At 37.7% G+C, this 16,540-nt stretch carries 17 protein-coding genes; 15 read left to right on the forward strand and 2 right to left on the reverse strand.

Annotation, left to right across the window (positions count from 1 at the left end; all coding sequences use genetic code 11):
* The first annotated feature begins 111 nt into the window (after window positions 1–111).
* The 14 genes from PCY17_RS10590 (at window position 112) to PCY17_RS10655 (ending at window position 13,588) form a co-directional block, all read left to right on the forward strand.
* Window positions 112–1,350: a hypothetical protein gene (locus PCY17_RS10590; protein ID WP_239822778.1), complete on the forward strand. Its 1,239-nt coding sequence runs from the start codon at window positions 112–114 to the stop codon at window positions 1,348–1,350.
* Window positions 1,351–1,354: 4 nt separating this feature from the next.
* Window positions 1,355–3,247: an AAA family ATPase gene (locus PCY17_RS10595; RefSeq protein ID WP_084880116.1), complete on the forward strand. Its 1,893-nt coding sequence runs from the start codon at window positions 1,355–1,357 to the stop codon at window positions 3,245–3,247.
* 1 nt (window position 3,248) lies between these two features.
* On the forward strand, window positions 3,249–3,848 hold the full coding sequence (locus PCY17_RS10600) for a hypothetical protein (RefSeq protein ID WP_084880114.1): 600 nt from the start codon (window positions 3,249–3,251) through the stop codon (window positions 3,846–3,848).
* Window positions 3,841–4,827 (forward strand): hypothetical protein, encoded by a 987-nt coding sequence (locus tag PCY17_RS10605; RefSeq protein WP_084880113.1) that lies wholly within the window; start codon window positions 3,841–3,843, stop codon window positions 4,825–4,827. Before PCY17_RS10600 ends, PCY17_RS10605 begins: the two co-directional genes overlap by 8 nt.
* A gap of 566 nt (window positions 4,828–5,393) precedes the next feature.
* Window positions 5,394–5,984, forward strand: a complete 591-nt coding sequence (gene rpoE, locus PCY17_RS10610) for a DNA-directed RNA polymerase subunit delta (protein WP_000418415.1) — start codon at window positions 5,394–5,396, stop codon at window positions 5,982–5,984.
* 328 nt (window positions 5,985–6,312) lie between these two features.
* Window positions 6,313–7,920, forward strand: a complete 1,608-nt coding sequence (locus PCY17_RS10615; RefSeq protein WP_084944008.1) for a CTP synthase — start codon at window positions 6,313–6,315, stop codon at window positions 7,918–7,920.
* 166 nt (window positions 7,921–8,086) lie between these two features.
* Window positions 8,087–8,386, forward strand: a complete 300-nt coding sequence (locus PCY17_RS10620; protein WP_084944007.1) for a DUF4651 domain-containing protein — start codon at window positions 8,087–8,089, stop codon at window positions 8,384–8,386.
* Window positions 8,383–8,700, forward strand: coding sequence for a thioredoxin family protein (locus PCY17_RS10625; protein WP_084944006.1), 318 nt, complete (start codon window positions 8,383–8,385; stop codon window positions 8,698–8,700). The genes PCY17_RS10620 and PCY17_RS10625 overlap by 4 nt, the downstream gene beginning before the upstream one ends.
* A 15-nt stretch (window positions 8,701–8,715) precedes the next feature.
* Window positions 8,716–9,342 (forward strand): YtpR family tRNA-binding protein, encoded by a 627-nt coding sequence (gene ytpR, locus PCY17_RS10630; protein ID WP_084944005.1) that lies wholly within the window; start codon window positions 8,716–8,718, stop codon window positions 9,340–9,342.
* A gap of 41 nt (window positions 9,343–9,383) precedes the next feature.
* Complete coding sequence (locus tag PCY17_RS10635; RefSeq protein ID WP_049477975.1) at window positions 9,384–10,145, forward strand: SDR family NAD(P)-dependent oxidoreductase; 762 nt, start codon at window positions 9,384–9,386, stop codon at window positions 10,143–10,145.
* 77 nt (window positions 10,146–10,222) lie between these two features.
* Complete coding sequence (locus tag PCY17_RS10640; protein ID WP_000282436.1) at window positions 10,223–10,618, forward strand: single-stranded DNA-binding protein; 396 nt, start codon at window positions 10,223–10,225, stop codon at window positions 10,616–10,618.
* A 156-nt stretch (window positions 10,619–10,774) separates the two neighbouring features.
* A complete protein-coding gene (gene groES / locus PCY17_RS10645; protein ID WP_000917326.1) occupies window positions 10,775–11,059 on the forward strand; it encodes a co-chaperone GroES in 285 nt (94 codons plus the stop codon).
* A gap of 15 nt (window positions 11,060–11,074) precedes the next feature.
* Window positions 11,075–12,697 carry a chaperonin GroEL gene (gene groL / locus PCY17_RS10650; protein ID WP_000031560.1) on the forward strand — a complete coding sequence of 541 codons (1,623 nt, stop codon included), beginning with the start codon at window positions 11,075–11,077 and terminating at the stop codon, window positions 12,695–12,697.
* A gap of 123 nt (window positions 12,698–12,820) precedes the next feature.
* The gene (locus tag PCY17_RS10655; protein WP_084880102.1) at window positions 12,821–13,588 is read left to right on the forward strand and encodes an epoxyqueuosine reductase QueH; all 768 of its coding nucleotides are present in this window, start codon (window positions 12,821–12,823) and stop codon (window positions 13,586–13,588) included.
* A 69-nt stretch (window positions 13,589–13,657) separates the two neighbouring features.
* Here the strand turns inward: PCY17_RS10655 and PCY17_RS10660 are convergent, their stop codons facing one another.
* Together PCY17_RS10660 and recX are read right to left on the reverse strand one after the other, a co-directional pair.
* Entirely contained in the window at window positions 13,658–14,191 is a 534-nt protein-coding gene (locus PCY17_RS10660) for a DUF402 domain-containing protein (RefSeq protein ID WP_000775318.1), read from the reverse strand.
* Between the two features lie 88 nt (window positions 14,192–14,279).
* Window positions 14,280–15,056 (reverse strand): recombination regulator RecX, encoded by a 777-nt coding sequence (recX, locus tag PCY17_RS10665; protein WP_049477973.1) that lies wholly within the window; start codon window positions 15,054–15,056, stop codon window positions 14,280–14,282.
* Window positions 15,057–15,093: 37 nt separating this feature from the next.
* Here recX and rlmD point away from each other — a divergent pair, with 37 nt between their 5' ends.
* A complete protein-coding gene (gene rlmD, locus PCY17_RS10670; protein WP_084880100.1) occupies window positions 15,094–16,455 on the forward strand; it encodes a 23S rRNA (uracil(1939)-C(5))-methyltransferase RlmD in 1,362 nt (453 codons plus the stop codon).
* Window positions 16,456–16,540 lie beyond the last annotated feature (85 nt).

Genomic DNA, 16,540 nt, shown 5'->3' on the forward strand with positions numbered 1-16,540 from the left:
TTTGTGGTATAATTAAAACAACTCTAATTGTTAATAAAGAAATACGAATTGAATAAAGTGAGAGCTATAATGTATAGATATGTGAACTATGTTAAAGAATACGGAAGAATTATGCAATTCAATAAAAATAAAGATATTTGTATACATAGATGGTATCCTTTTGTTGAGGGATACTCAAAGGAGTTTATTGAGGCTATAGTAAACGAACAGACCCAAAAAGTAGAATTCTGTTTAGAACCATTTTCAGGTAGTGGCACAACTGCTTTGGAATTATCTCTAAAGGGAATAAGCTGTATATCGTTTGAGGTAAACCCTTTTATGTTTACCTTGTCTAAAGCTAAACTAAAAGTTTCTCAATATAAAAGACGTACAATTAAGTCTCATATTTTAAAAATTAAGAAACACATAGCTTCTTTAAATGATAACGAGATTGATTTATATAGTGGATTTTCTACTTTAATTGAGGGAAAGGAAAAAAAGAAGTGGAATATAGATCGTGAAGTCTTTATTGCAATTGAAAAACTTAAGAGAGCTATTAATAGTCTATCGACAACATTATATAAAGAAGTTTACATTATTTGTTTGGCCAATATATTACTAGAATACAGTAATTTGTATCGAAACGGCAAGTGTTTATCTTACAAAAAAGATTGGAAAGAAAATTTATACTCACAGGAACAAGTAATAACAAGTTTTTTTAATTTTATTAATAATGTTATCATTGAGGATCTTGAGAGGCTGGAGACCAACAACTTTTCTAATCATGATTTATTATATTTAGGTGACACACGGAAACTAATTTTTGAGAATGTGGATGATAATTCTGTGGATTTAATTATTACTTCTCCTCCGTATCTGAATTCAAGGGATTATACAGATTCATATATGCTAGAATTAAAAGCGCTAGATTTTTTAACAAATTATAATGATATTAAAAAATTACGAGAACAGACTATACGCTCACATGTCCAGTTAAAAATACGAAATCTAAAGGGGGTACAAAGTAAGATTCTTAAGGCTACCATATCTGAAATGGAGTCTCTAAGCAAAGATTCAGTAGCATGGAATACGGAAATTCAAAGTATGATTATTGCTTATTTTGAAGATATGGAGATCATTTTTAATGGGATGTATCAAAAGCTCAAAAAAGGGCGACGGGTCTATTTTAATGTTTCAAATTCTGCTTATTTTGGAGTGTTAATTAATACTTTAGAGATTTGTTCTGAAATTGCTGAAAATATAGGATTTGAAGTTGTTGAAATAAGAAAAGCTCGTTACTTAAATCCAAGTCCTCAGCAGAAGGAAAAGATTGGCAAATTACTTGAAGGTGTAATAGTATTGGAGAAATAATACGATGGAATTTAACTACTACTTACCAAAGATTAAACGGCTAAAAATTGATAATTTTGATTTGTATAAATGTCCACTTGAAATAGACTTATCAGATAAATTAAATATTATATTTGGAACTAACGGTTTGGGAAAAACAACGTTGCTAAACATAATAAGATACTCGGTAATAGGTCCCTACAAAGGAAGAGAAAGAGTTAGAAATTATAAAGATCAGCAAAAATCCAGACGTCCTATGTTTGATAGAGATTATTTTAAAAATCGAATGCAAGTTCCTTTAAATGAGGCAGAAGTCGAAGTTGAATTTTCTATTGCGAATGATACATTTGTAACCAAGCATAGTTTATATTCACATAGGCTAATTAGTTTTAGCGTTAATGGAAAAAAAGAGGAAGAAAGAGAGAAAGAACTGGATTATGAGAAGTATGAAAGAAAATACTTTGCTTCAATCAATGATAAACAACTAAGCGAATCTTTAATTAATAAGTATCATAAAGAGTTAATTAAATCTTCAGGTTTTCCAGATATAAACTCATTTATTTTGATGTTAACTGAGATAATGTTTTTCTCGGAATCAAGAAATTTTGTGTTTTGGGATGAAAATCTTAGTAAATTGGTTTTGAGTAAGTTTATGCCAAAAGAGAAGTATTTTGAATATAGTGAGACTCAGAAATTGATAAAAAAATATGATAGCCAGGCTAGGTTGCGATCATATAAAATGTCAATGGTAAAAGAATTTTTAGGAGAGGACTTAAATAAATCTGACTACAACGTATACTCTCTTAAAGATTTGGAAGATGTGGAATTTAAAATTAAGACGATCAATACAAAAATTCATGAATATAGAGAACTCTTAAACAAAAGAACTCAAGAAAGACTCCAGAATAGAGCAGAAATAGATAGACTTAGAGCAGAACTTGGAGTTCTTGAAAACAAATGGTACAGGAATATTTTTCCTAATGACTATCAAGACTTTTATGATAAATTTACTCCAATTTTAAGTTCGGGAGTATGTCCATTCTGTGGAACTGAACATATTGATTTTCACATTGATATTTTAGAGTGTTTTTTTTGTAAGAGTAGGATAAATATTAATACAGATGTAGATTTAACAGAAATAGAGATAAAGCAAAAGAATCTACAAATTAAAAAGAAAACGTTAGATTTAAGGTATGAGGAGTTGAACAAAGAAATTGAGATTATTAACAACTCAGTAAAAGATGGAGAAAGTGAACTTTTTGAAATAACTAAAGAAAAATTAAAAATTAAAAGAAAAATGGATAGTGTGCCTAATGATAATCTTGAGAAATATAACCAATTGAATCGTGAAAAAGAGCTATTTTTAAATAAATTAGAGGAAACTAAGAAAAAAGAAAATCAATTAGCAGATGATATCGATCAAAGCATAAAAAGTGTATTTTTAAATTTTAGTAAAATATTTTACAAGTACGCCTATTCTTTTTTAGGAAATGATTCAAATATTAGATTAGAATTAGTTGGTAGTGGAGAGAACACGCTTTTTAAATTCTTTTTAAATAATTCAGCACGAGAAAGCGAAGAATCACTGTCAGAGTCACAAAGAATTTTCATTGATATGGCTTTCAGGTTAGCTACACTAGAGTTTTTTCATAAAGATACTTATTTTATGAGTGAAACACCTGATAGTACTCTAGATTATTTATTTGAAGAAAATGCGGTCGATACTTTTAATAGTTACTTAGAATCAGGGAATACTTTATTTCTTTCTGCCAATGCTCGTAATAGTTCATTGGTAAGCTCGCTCATAAAGAAAAATAGTTCAATTAAAATTATTAATTTATTAGATATTTCAAGGCATGCAAATAAACAGTATAAAGAGATAGAAGAATTGGATATTTACAAATTGCTAAGGAGATAGTATGAATAAAAAACTGTATTATTATATGTTGCTTTTTTTATATTCGCTTAGACTTAAAAACAATATAACAAAAAATTCACTTTTTCGTTATATTTATATATTCATGGTTTCAAATTCATTCTTGAATGATGATGAAAGTGAAATTCTAGATGAATTGATAATTGATCCTAAAGTTGGAACAGTTAATACATTTCAAATGGAAGCCACATTGAAATTTCTAAGCTCTCAAGATTATATTTCCCTCAATAGTTTTAAAATCAACATTTGTGATAAATTGCTAACAGAGTGTAGTAAAAATCAGGAAAGATCTAAAAAATTTAAGGATGACTTAAAATCAGTTGCTTACTTTGTAAATATGATTTCATCATATAGTGATGAGATTGTTTTGTCTATTTTTTTTAATGAACCAAATATTGAAGATGCCTTGAGTAGAAATAAAACTAAGATTTCATTGAGTAATAACCAACTTTATAAATTATTGGAAAACTTTCAGAATAGAGCAAAATCATCTAATGTTGATCTAGACAAATACGATGTATTTATTGCTTGGTTAGACTATATTTTCGAAGAATATCTGAAAGGAAAAGAGATAAATGCTTGATGCTGAAAAATTTTTAGAAAGAGCTTCAAAGACAGAAAGTGTAATTAGTGAGACTAAATTATTAGATATCTTTGCCGAGCATAATAAAGTTGTCGTTATCTGTACACAATCGAATCTAAGTATTACAGAAAAATTGGATGAGTTATTGTCAGAAATACTGGTCTTACCTATTGCTAAGATACATTGTATCGATATAAATGAATCTGAATTCACTTCTAAAGAAATAGCCTTAAGTAAAATTTCTGATTCTGAATTTATTAATATGGTTTTAGATATTTCTAGGGAAAAAAATTGTATTGTGTATGCTGTAAATGAAGGGATAAAACTAATTGCTCAAAATGGTAAGATAAACACAGAGGTAGATGCATGCTTAGCAAAGACTAAAACAATGCAAGAGCAATTAAATTTATTAAAACCAATTTCAGAATTAAAAGAAGTGTTTGAAACCTTTAATCTAGAGTGTCAATATCAAGAGTACTATTATAGCGAATGTTTCAATTCCAACGGAAAAATTAAAGCTGAGATAAAAGAGCAGAAATTACGTAATATTTTATTAGAATTTTTAAAAAATAAAATGAAGGGTGAAGTTTCTATCGAATACTGTACATCGATTATAAGAGATGAGGAATCTGTGGATATTTATTTAAATGATGGTCAAGAACAAGCGATTATAGAAGTGAAATTTTCCTTTTTAAGGTCTATTTATGAAGGAAAAAGTAACTATAAATTACAAGATAAATGTCTGCTAGGAATTGAACAACTTGATAGATATGCAAAACATTTACAAGAAGATAACAGGTTAGTCGAGTATGGTTTTATTTATATGTTTTTTCATAACGCGAATAACGAACAAGAACTTCTAGATGTTAAAACAAATATCCATAACTACGTTAACAGTAAAACTTTATCTGATGCATTTTATTCAATTTATCAAAAAATAATTTTTAATAATCTTGCGCTCTGGAAAAGCAAACTGTAGATAATAAATGTTATCTAGTATAGTTCCTTACTTTTAGCCATCCCATATCTGTTTAATAGATTAAAATATAGAACTTTCCCGTAAGGAATTTAATATGTTTTATATTACCAGTAAGTATTTCTTATTTTTTATAATTAAACTATCTTAAAACAATGATATGTTGATAGATGTGTTTTTGCTGATATTTCAATTTCTTATATGTTCTATTCCTAATACTGAATAGTTACTTCATCATTAGAATAAATTTTTTAGACAGTATTTTTATATTAAGCTTTGTGTCAATATTTTGGAAACCAACTCACTACATAACAAATCTTCTAAGTTCGAACGCCCTGAGAGGTACAGCATCACAGCTTAATTTTCAGCATCGAATTTATCTGGATTGATACCGAAAATCCACCAAGCGATGCCATCGGCTGGGTAGCAAAGAAATAAAAAGTCCTGCCACTTTCTCCCATTTAACCTTTGACTATTCCGCAAAATTATCGTACAATAAAGAGTACATGATAAAATGAGGTCAGAGTCTGTTCGCTCTGGCGATAGTAGTAAAAATGAGGAGAAACGCTTTGGAATTAGAAGTATTTGCTGGGCAAGAAAAAAGTGAACTATCTATGATTGAGGTAGCGCGTGCTATCTTGGAACTTCGTGGTCGCGACCATGAGATGCATTTTAGCGATCTTGTAAACGAAATTCAAAATTACCTTGGAACATCAAACAGCGATATCCGCGAAGCTTTACCTTTGTTCTACACAGAGTTGAACTTTGACGGTAGCTTCATCTCTCTTGGAGACAACAAATGGGGCCTTCGTTCATGGTATGGTGTAGACGAAATCGACGAAGAAATCATCGCTCTTGAAGAAAGTGACGACGATGAAGTAGCACCAAAAGCTAAGAAAAAACGTGTCAATGCCTTTATGGATGGTGATTCAGATGCCATTGACTACAATGCAGATGATCCAGAAGACGAAGACGCATACGAAGCAGATCCAGCTCTTTCATATGATGATGAAAATCCAGATGATGAGAAAAATGAAGTGGAAGCTTATGATGCAGAAATCAACGAGATCGCTCCTGATGACTTGGGTGAAGATGTAGATCTTAACGAAGAAGACGACGAATTTTCTGACGATGACGCTGAAACGAGTGAAGAAGAGTAAAAGACTTCACAGAGGAGATCGCCTGATCTCCTTTTTTGTCGCTTGGGTAGAGTAGTTAAGTGAGTCTTCCGTTGGGTTGTAGATCTTTAGTTGGTTTTCTGAAAACAATCTCCTTTTTTCATCTTTTACCAATTCGGGTTGACAAATGTTCTGCTTTGAGGTATTATATTGTTCGGGCACCTCTTTTAGAGGTCGGGGCTCCCTAGTTACTAGGGAGCTATTTTTGTTTTTCAGGAAGTTTTCTTGAAAAATCGTTATCCATAAGGGTCTTGTTTTCTATATCCCCTCGTAGTTAACAAGGCCTTGAGCATTTTAGAAAGAGGAATTTATGTCTACGAAATATATTTTTGTAACTGGTGGTGTGGTGTCGTCTATTGGGAAAGGGATTGTGGCAGCAAGTCTGGGCCGTCTCTTGAAAAATCGTGGTCTAAAAGTAACCATTCAAAAGTTTGACCCTTATATCAATATCGATCCGGGAACCATGAGTCCTTATCAGCACGGGGAAGTCTTTGTGACAGATGATGGGGCTGAGACAGATTTGGACTTGGGTCACTACGAACGTTTCATCGATATCAATCTCAACAAATATTCCAACGTGACAACTGGTAAAATCTACAGTGAAGTTCTTCGTAAGGAACGTCGTGGTGAATACCTTGGTGCAACTGTCCAAGTCATTCCTCATATCACAGATGCTTTGAAAGAAAAAATCAAGCGTGCTGCTGTAACGACTGACTCTGATGTCATTATCACAGAGGTTGGTGGAACAGTTGGAGATATCGAATCCTTGCCATTCCTAGAGGCCCTTCGTCAGATGAAGGCAGATGTGGGGGCAGATAACGTCATGTACATCCATACAACCTTGCTTCCTTACCTCAAGGCTGCTGGTGAGATGAAGACCAAGCCGACTCAGCATTCTGTAAAAGAATTGCGTGGTTTGGGAATCCAGCCAAATATGTTGGTCATTCGTACAGAAAAACCAGCTGGTCAAGGAATTAAAAATAAACTAGCTCAGTTCTGTGACGTAGCTCCAGAAGCTGTTATCGAGTCTTTGGATGTCGAACACCTTTACCAAATTCCATTGAACTTGCAGGGTCAAGGCATGGACCAAATTGTCTGTGACCATTTGAAACTAGACGCACCAGCAGCGGATATGACAGAATGGTCAGCTATGGTGGACAAGGTCATGAACCTGAAAAAACAAGTTAAAATTTTCCTTGTCGGTAAGTATGTGGAGTTGCAAGATGCCTACATCTCAGTGGTTGAAGCCTTGAAACACTCTGGTTATGCCAACGACGCAGAAGTGAAGATTAATTGGATCAACGCCAATGATGTGACAGTAGAGAATGTGGCAGAACTCTTGTCTGATGCGGACGGAATCATCGTACCAGGAGGTTTTGGCCAACGTGGTACGGAAGGAAAAATTCAAGCCATCCGTTATGCGCGTGAGAATGATATTCCAATGTTGGGAGTCTGCTTGGGAATGCAGTTGACTTGTATCGAGTTTGCTCGTAACGTTTTAGGTCTTGAAGGTGCCAATTCTGCAGAGCTTGATCCTGATACAAAATATCCTATCATTGATATCATGCGTGACCAAGTTGATGTTGAGGATATCGGTGGCACCCTTCGTTTGGGACTTTATCCATCTAAGTTGAAACGTGGTTCTAAGGCAGCGGCTGCTTATCACAATCAAGAAGTGGTGCAACGCCGTCACCGTCACCGTTATGAGTTTAACAATGCCTTTCGTGAACAGTTTGAGGCAGCAGGTTTTGTCTTCTCAGGTGTTTCTCCAGACAATCGTTTGGTAGAAATCGTGGAAATTCCTGAAAATAAATTCTTTGTGGCTTGTCAGTATCACCCTGAACTTTCCAGTCGTCCGAACCGTCCAGAAGAACTCTACACTGCCTTTGTCACTGCAGCAGTTGAGAACAGCAATTAGCAAAATTCGAACCTTTGAGAATAATCTCAGAGGTTTTTTAATTCATTCAGGAACTCAGGCGCTTGGCAATAAGAATCAGAACTCTTTTTCCTTCACCGAGGGAAGAGGAGTTTTACTTGTTTTTCTGCTACTTCCTCATTTGTCCTAGAGCCCTTTTTGTGTTACAATGAATGGTATGAAAGCTAAGAAATTATGGATGACTGGCTTGACAGTGGCTGGTCTAAGTGCCCTCGCTTTGGGTGCCAAAAAAGCAGCAGATAACCACAAACTTATGAAGACTCAGGAAGAGTTGGCCGCTATCGTGCGCGAACTTTTCTCAGATATGGGAGAGATCGCGACTCTCTATGTTCAAGTCTACGAAAGTAGTCTAGAGCGACTCGTCGGAGGAGTCATTTTTGAGAATGGTCGTCACTATACCTTTGTCTATGAAAATGAAGACCTAGTCTATGAGGAGGAAGTCTTATGATTACTCCCGCTAGTATAGAAGAACTCGCAGGCTTTGTCGAGCAAGATGGCAAGAAGGTTTTCCTTTTTGTGGCGGACTGGTGTGGCGATTGTCGTTATATCTATCCATTCTTGCCAGAGATTGAGGAAACCAATCCAGAGTTCACCTTTATCCGAGTGGACCGAGACCAGTATCTGGATCTGGCCAAACTCTGGGATGTTTACGGGATTCCTAGCCTTGTTGTGCTAGAAAAGGACAAGGAAATTGGCCGATTTGTCAATCGCGACCGTAAAAGCAAGGAACAAATTAATGACTTTTTAGCAGGACTGAAATAGGAGAAAAAGAAAACAATGATTTTTACATATAACAAAGAACATGTTGGCGATGTCCTTATGGTCATCGTGAAAAACAGCGGAGTTGCCAAACTGGACGTGGAGCGTAAAGGCAAGATAGCCCGTGTGTTCCTCAAAGAAAATGGGGAAACAGTGGCTTGGAATATTTTCGACCTTTCAAGTTTGTTTGAAATTGCAGAGCGCGGTCAAGTCTTTTTGACAGATGAGCAAGTCGCTCGTTTGAACCAAGAATTGCAGGCGGAAGGCTTTACAGAAGAAATTGTCAATGACAAGGAACCTAAGTTTGTTGTTGGTGAAATTGTCGAGATGGTGGCTCATCCTGATAGTGATCACCTCAACATCTGCCAAGTTGCAGTCGCAAGTGACAAGACAGTGCAAATCGTTGCAGGAGCACCTAATGCGCGTGTTGGGTTGAAAACCATTGTAGCTCTTCCTGGAGCAATGATGCCCAAAGGCAATCTCATTTTCCCAGGCGAACTTCGTGGTGAAAAGAGTTTTGGCATGATGTGTAGCCCTCGTGAGTTGCATCTACCAAATGCTCCGCAAAAACGTGGGGTTATTGAATTATCAGAAGACCAAGTTGTCGGAACTCCATTTGACCCAGCCAAACACTGGACTGCCTAGGAAATTGTCAGTGCTTGATAGACCAGATAGAGGGGGATAAGATGGCGAAAAATGTAGTGATTACAGGAGCGACCTCAGGAATCGGTGAAGCGATTGCGCGTGCTTATCTGGAGCAGGGGGAGAATGTCGTTCTAACAGGGCGACGGACAGACAGACTAGAGACCCTCAAGTCAGAGTTTGCAGAAACTTTTCCTAATCAAACCGTTTTGACCTTTCCACTGGATGTCACAGATATGACCATGGTCAAGACAGTCTGCTCCGATATTTTGAAAACGATAGGGCAGATTGATATCTTGGTCAATAATGCCGGACTGGCTCTTGGCTTAGCTCCCTATCAAGACTATGAAGAGTTGGATATGATGACTATGTTGGATACCAATGTCAAAGGTTTGATGGCAGTCACTCGCTGTTTCTTGCCAGCAATGGTAAAAGCCAATCAGGGACATATTATCAATATGGGATCGACCGCAGGAATCTATGCCTATGCGGGTGCAGCTGTTTACTCAGCCACCAAGGCAGCAGTTAAGACTTTTTCAGATGGCCTGCGAATTGATACCATCGCAACGGATATCAAGGTGACCACCATTCAGCCAGGGATTGTCGAAACAGATTTCTCTACAGTTCGTTTTCACGGTGATAAAGAGCGGGCTGCGACCGTCTATCAGGGAATAGAAGCCCTGCAAGCACAAGATATCGCAGATACGGTTGTCTATGTGACCAGTCAGCCTCGCCGTGTGCAGATTACAGATATGACTATTATGGCCAATCAACAAGCGACAGGTTTCATGGTGCATAAAAAATAAAAAATTTCTTCGAAAAGTTACAAATTACTGTAACTTTTTTTGATTCCTTACGAATAGATAAGTAGGAGGAAGAAAATATGTATAATAAAGTTATTCTTATTGGACGTTTAACGTCTACACCAGAATTGCACAAAACCAACAATGACAAGTCAGTAGCGCGTGCAACTATCGCTGTGAACCGTCGTTACAAAGACCAAAACGGGGAACGTGAAGCTGACTTTGTCAATCTTGTTCTTTGGGGGAAATTGGCTGAAACCTTGGCAAGCTACGCAACTAAAGGTAGTCTTATCTCTGTGGATGGAGAACTTCGTACCCGTCGCTTTGAGAAAAATGGCCAGATGAACTATGTGACTGAAGTCCTTGCCACAGGATTCCAACTTTTGGAAAGCCGCGCCCAACGTGCTATGCGTGAAAATAATGCAGGACAGGATTTAGCAGATTTGGTCTTGGAAGAGGAAGAATTGCCATTTTAAACATTGAAAAGTCTGACTTGGTCTCAGGCTTTTTTATATTGAGAAAGTCAGACTTTTTTCTTGACTATTTCTGACCAAGTGATACAATAGAACTATAATTTAGCACTCAGATATAAAGAGTGCTAATAATATGTATTTCATCATGGAGGAAAGCAAATGTTGAAACCATTAGGAGACCGTGTGGTCTTAAAAATCGAAGAAAAAGAACAAACTGTTGGAGGCTTTGTCCTTGCGGGCTCAGCCCAAGAAAAAACAAAAACAGCCCAAGTTGTAGCTACTGGACAAGGTGTTCGTACCTTGAATGGTGATTTGGTTGCTCCAAGCGTTAAGCCTGGAGACCGTGTCTTAGTTGAAGCTCATGCAGGTATTGATGTCAAAGATGGCGATGAAAAGTACATCATCGTTGGCGAAGCTAACATTTTGGCTATCATTGAAGAATAGAAGGAGAAAGTAAGTATGTCAAAAGAAATTAAATTTTCATCTGATGCTCGTTCAGCGATGGTCCGTGGTGTCGATATCCTAGCAGACACTGTTAAAGTAACCTTAGGACCAAAAGGTCGTAATGTCGTTCTTGAAAAATCATTTGGCTCACCATTAATTACCAATGACGGTGTTACTATTGCTAAAGAGATTGAGCTAGAAGACCATTTTGAAAATATGGGTGCCAAATTGGTATCAGAAGTAGCTTCAAAGACCAATGATATCGCAGGTGACGGAACGACAACTGCAACAGTCTTGACTCAAGCTATCGTCCGCGAAGGAATCAAAAACGTCACTGCAGGTGCCAATCCAATCGGTATTCGTAGAGGGATTGAAGCAGCGGTTGCCGCAGCTGTAGAAGCCTTGAAAAACAATGCCATCCCTGTTGCCAACAAAGAAGCCATCGCTCAGGTTGCTGCTGTATCTTCTCGTTCTGAAAAAGTCGGCGAGTACATTTCTGAAGCTATGGAAAAAGTTGGTAAAGATGGTGTCATCACTATTGAAGAATCACGTGGTATGGAAACAGAGCTTGAAGTCGTGGAAGGAATGCAGTTTGACCGCGGTTACCTATCACAGTACATGGTGACAGATAGCGAAAAAATGGTGGCGGACCTCGAAAATCCATACATTTTGATTACTGATAAGAAGATTTCAAATATCCAAGAAATCTTGCCACTTCTAGAAAGCATTCTTCAAAGCAACCGTCCGCTCTTGATTATTGCGGATGATGTAGATGGCGAAGCTCTTCCTACTCTTGTATTGAACAAGATTCGTGGAACCTTCAACGTAGTAGCAGTTAAGGCACCTGGCTTCGGTGACCGTCGCAAAGCGATGCTTGAAGACATCGCTATCTTGACAGGCGGAACAGTTATCACAGAGGATCTTGGTCTTGAGTTGAAAGATGCGACAATTGAGGCGCTTGGTCAAGCAGCGAGAGTAACTGTGGACAAAGATAGCACTGTTATCGTAGAAGGTGCTGGAAATCCTGAAGCTATTTCTCACCGTGTTGCAGTTATCAAGTCTCAAATCGAAACTACAACTTCTGAATTTGATCGTGAAAAATTGCAAGAACGCTTGGCAAAATTGTCAGGTGGTGTCGCAGTCATCAAGGTCGGAGCTGCAACTGAAACTGAGTTGAAAGAAATGAAACTCCGCATTGAAGATGCTCTCAACGCTACTCGTGCAGCCGTTGAAGAAGGAATCGTTGCAGGTGGTGGAACAGCTCTTGTAAATGTCATCCCAGCCGTAGCTGATTTGGAATTGACAGGAGATGAAGCAACAGGACGCAATATTGTTCTTCGTGCCTTGGAAGAGCCTGTTCGTCAAATCGCCCACAATGCAGGATTTGAAGGCTCTATCGTTATCGATCGTTTGAAAAATGCTGAAGTTGGTACAGGCTTCAACGCAGCAACAGGCGAGTGGGTCAACATGATTGAAGAAGGAATCATCGACCCAGTTAAAGTGAGCCGTTCTGCCCTTCAAAATGCAGCATCTGTAGCCAGCTTGATTTTGACAACAGAAGCAGTCGTAGCCAATAAACCGGAACCAGTAGCCCCAGCTCCAGCAATGGATCCAAGCATGATGGGCGGCATGATGTAAAAGCAACTTATAAAAAACACAAAAGGAGGGAACATAATCCCTCCTTTTAAGGTTTTCTCTTCTAAATAGATTTGAGCTCTCCTAACTTATATGATAAAATAAGACTAGAAGAAGGAGAAGAACATGATTGATGTAGAAGAAATTCTGAGCAAGATGAATCCCAATCAGAAGATTAATTATGACCGTGTTATGCAGAAAATGGTACAGGTTTGGGAGAAAAATGAGCAACGTCCCACTATTCTCATGCATGTTTGCTGTGCTCCTTGTAGTACCTACACCCTAGAATACCTGACAAAATACGCTGATGTGACCATCTATTTTGCCAATTCCAATATCCATCCCAAGGCAGAATACCACAAGCGAGCTTACGTCACCAAGAAATTTGTCAGTGATTTCAATGAGCGAACAGGAAATACGGTCCAGTATTTAGAAGCCCCATACGAACCAAATGAATACCGGAAGTTAGTCAGAGGACTGGAAGAAGAACCAGAAGGCGGCGATCGTTGCAAGGTTTGTTTTGACTACCGTTTGGACAAAACAGCACAGGTAGCTATGGACTTGGGCTTTGACTACTTTGGTTCAGCCTTGACCATCAGTCCTCATAAGAATTCTCAAACCATCAACAGCGTCGGAATCGATGTACAAAAGATTTACACCACCCACTATCTTCCAAGTGATTTCAAGAAAAATCAAGGCTACAAGCGCTCGGTAGAGATGTGCGAGGAGTATGATATCTATCGTCAATGTTATTGTGGATGCGTCTATGCAGCTCAAGCTCAGAACATTGACCTTGTTCAGGTCAAGAAGGATGCCACGGCTTTCTTGTTGGGTAAGGATGTTGAAAAAGACTATTCCCATATCAAGTTTACTGTCACTAAATTAGATATATAGCAATTAACCCAGCTGTAAAGCTGGGTTTTTCAAATAAAAAACCAGGGCTCTCACCCCAGTTTGACAACTTTACCGATTCTTTAGTTCTATGTAGCGTTTGTACCAAATGTTGACATAGGCCTCTGAGAAAGGACCGCGTCCATTGTTGATCCAATCAACAAGGATTTTAACATGCTCTTTCAAAATATAGTCTAAATCATCAGAATACTTCATTTTGCGTTTATGGCGCTCATACTCTTCAACGTCCAAGAGACGCTTTTCACCATCAGTGAAGACCTTGACATCCAAATCGTAATCAATGTATTTCAGGGCTTCTTCATCTAGATAGTAGGGGCTGGCCATATTGCAATAGTAGGAAATCCCATTATCACGAATCATGGCAATGATATTAAACCAATATTTTTTGTGAAAGTAAACAATAGCCGGTTCTCGAGTCACCCAACGACGACCGTCACTTTCGGTAACAAGTGTGTGGTCGTTGACGCCAATAATAGCGTTCTCTGTTGTTTTTAGTACCATGGTGTCCCGCCAAGTACGGTGAAGACTCCCATCATGCTTATAACTTTGAATTGTAATAAAGTCGCCTTCTTTTGGAAGTTTCATAACTAACCAACTTTCTACAATTTATAAGTTTATCGTTTACTATTATATCATAAATTGGTCTAACTTTTTTGAATTTTACATGAGAATGTTAAAGATATTCTCTGAGAGCGCTGGCTATATCCGAAAAATCATAGCCTTTTCGAGCTAAAACTTGGGTTAAACGTTGCTTCAGTTCGTATCCTTCATACTTTCGAGCATACTTAGCATATTGTTTGTCTAGTTCTTTAAAAATGAGTTCTTGAGTCGTTTCTTGGTCGACTTGACTGTCCAAGTCGTCAAAGGCATTCTTAGCATCAGAATAGGAGAAGCCTTTGTTCGTTAAGTTTTGGATAATCTTATCCTGCAAGGCACGAGCGGGAAGCTTTCCATTGTATTTTTTTAGAAGTTTCTCCGCCACACGTTGAGCAACCTCCGAAAAATCAAAATCCTTTAAAACCTCTTCAATCGTTGATTTGGCAATCCCTTTTTGAGACAGTTTTTGAGCTAGCACATAGGGTCCCTTATCTCCAGAAAGTTGATTTGCATTGATGATAGAGTAGGCATACTGACGATCATTAATCCAGTTATCTTCTTTAAGATTAGCGATAACTTGACTAGTGATTTTTTCATCAAGATCATACTTTTTCAGATACTCACGAACTTCCTTTTCGGTTCGAGCTTTAAATGATAGATGGTAGAGGGCGAGATTTTTACCATAAGAGAACTGGGCAAAGTCCTGAATCTCGGTAAGTTCCTCTTTACTAATGACCTTATCTTTAGACAACATAAAACGGACAATGGTATCCTCCGTGATATAAGAGGTTTGCTGTCCATCTAACTCCATCAAGTAGAGGCGTTTTTTCTTTTCAAGTTTTGTGATTTTCATAGTTCTATTATACCCTAAAATGTGATAAGATAGGGGTATGAATCTGAAAGTCAAACAAAAAATACCTTTAAAAATCAAGCGGATGGGCATCAATGGCGAGGGAATCGGATTTTACCAAAAAACTTTAGTATTTGTGCCTGGAGCCCTCAAAGGAGAAGACATCTATTGTCAAATTACTTCTATTAAACGTAACTTTGTTGAAGCCAAATTACTAAAGGTTAATAAGAAGTCTAAGTTTCGAGTCGTGCCAGCTTGTACGATTTATAATGAATGTGGTGGTTGCCAAATCATGCACCTCCACTATGATAAACAGTTAGAGTTCAAAACGGATCTGCTCCACCAAGCCCTGAAAAAATTTGCCCCTGCGGGATATGAAAACTATGAAATTCGTCCAACTATCGGAATGCAGGAACCCAAGTACTACCGTGCTAAGCTTCAATTCCAGACTCGGAAATTTAAAAATCAGGTCAAGGCAGGTTTGTATGCGCAAAACTCTCATTATCTCGTAGAGTTGAAAGACTGCTTGGTGCAAGATAAGGAAACCCAAGTAATAGCGAATCGCCTAGCTGAACTTCTTACTTACCACCAAATTCCAATTACAGATGAGAGAAAAACGCTCGGTGTTCGCACGATCATGGTACGAAGAGCAAGAAAAACGGGGCAAGTTCAGATTATCATTGTCACAAATCGCCAGCTTAATTTAAATCAACTGGTCAAAGACTTAGTCAATGATTTTCCAGAAGTCGTCACGGTTGCTGTCAATACAAATACAGCAAAAACAAGTGAAATCTATGGTGAAAAGACGGAAATTATCTGGGGCCAAGAGAGTATTCAAGAAGGAGTACTGGACTATGAGTTTTCTCTCTCGCCCCGAGCTTTTTATCAGCTTAATCCGGAGCAGACAGAAATTCTCTATAGTGAAGCAGTTAAGGCTCTGGATGTCAGCAAAGAGGATCATCTGATCGATGCGTATTGTGGTGTTGGTACGATTGGATTTGCCTTCGCAAATAATGTCAAGAGTCTCAGAGGAATGGATATTATTCCAGAAGCCATTGAAGATGCCAAGCGAAATGCTAAAAAAATGGGATTTGACAATACCCATTACGAAGCTGGAACAGCTGAAGAGATTATTCCACGCTGGTATAAAGAAGGCTACCGAGCGGATGCATTGATAGTTGACCCTCCTCGTACAGGCTTAGATGATAAGCTGTTGGAAACCATTCTGACCTATGTTCCAGAAAAAATGGTCTATGTATCCTGCAATGTTTCAACCTTGGCACGAGATTTGGTTAAACTAGTAAAAGTCTATGATCTCCAGTATATCCAGTCGGTCGATATGTTTCCCCACACCGCACGGACAGAAGCAGTGGTTAAGTTAGTGAAGAAAAGAAAAAATTAAACTCACTGAAAAAAGTTCTTGACAAAGGTAAAAAAGTAGGTATAATAGAAAGAGTTGAAAAGCTCAAGGTCCGTTGGTCAAGGGG

This window comes from Streptococcus sp. SO2 (assembly GCF_030440025.1).

Coding starts and splice junctions, on each gene's coding strand:
- groES (WP_000917326.1), top strand. CDS start 10,775: ATGTTGAAACCATTAGGAGACCGTGTGGTCTTAAAAATCGAAGAAAAA.
- groL (WP_000031560.1), top strand. CDS start 11,075: ATGTCAAAAGAAATTAAATTTTCATCTGATGCTCGTTCAGCGATGGTC.
- PCY17_RS10660 (WP_000775318.1), bottom strand. CDS start 14,191: ATGAAACTTCCAAAAGAAGGCGACTTTATTACAATTCAAAGTTATAAG.
- PCY17_RS10625 (WP_084944006.1), top strand. CDS start 8,383: ATGATTACTCCCGCTAGTATAGAAGAACTCGCAGGCTTTGTCGAGCAA.
- PCY17_RS10595 (WP_084880116.1), top strand. CDS start 1,355: ATGGAATTTAACTACTACTTACCAAAGATTAAACGGCTAAAAATTGAT.
- PCY17_RS10600 (WP_084880114.1), top strand. CDS start 3,249: ATGAATAAAAAACTGTATTATTATATGTTGCTTTTTTTATATTCGCTT.
- PCY17_RS10590 (WP_239822778.1), top strand. CDS start 112: ATGCAATTCAATAAAAATAAAGATATTTGTATACATAGATGGTATCCT.
- PCY17_RS10615 (WP_084944008.1), top strand. CDS start 6,313: ATGTCTACGAAATATATTTTTGTAACTGGTGGTGTGGTGTCGTCTATT.
- PCY17_RS10635 (WP_049477975.1), top strand. CDS start 9,384: ATGGCGAAAAATGTAGTGATTACAGGAGCGACCTCAGGAATCGGTGAA.
- PCY17_RS10640 (WP_000282436.1), top strand. CDS start 10,223: ATGTATAATAAAGTTATTCTTATTGGACGTTTAACGTCTACACCAGAA.
- recX (WP_049477973.1), bottom strand. CDS start 15,056: ATGAAAATCACAAAACTTGAAAAGAAAAAACGCCTCTACTTGATGGAG.
- rlmD (WP_084880100.1), top strand. CDS start 15,094: ATGAATCTGAAAGTCAAACAAAAAATACCTTTAAAAATCAAGCGGATG.
- PCY17_RS10655 (WP_084880102.1), top strand. CDS start 12,821: ATGATTGATGTAGAAGAAATTCTGAGCAAGATGAATCCCAATCAGAAG.
- PCY17_RS10620 (WP_084944007.1), top strand. CDS start 8,087: ATGAATGGTATGAAAGCTAAGAAATTATGGATGACTGGCTTGACAGTG.
- ytpR (WP_084944005.1), top strand. CDS start 8,716: ATGATTTTTACATATAACAAAGAACATGTTGGCGATGTCCTTATGGTC.
- PCY17_RS10605 (WP_084880113.1), top strand. CDS start 3,841: ATGCTTGATGCTGAAAAATTTTTAGAAAGAGCTTCAAAGACAGAAAGT.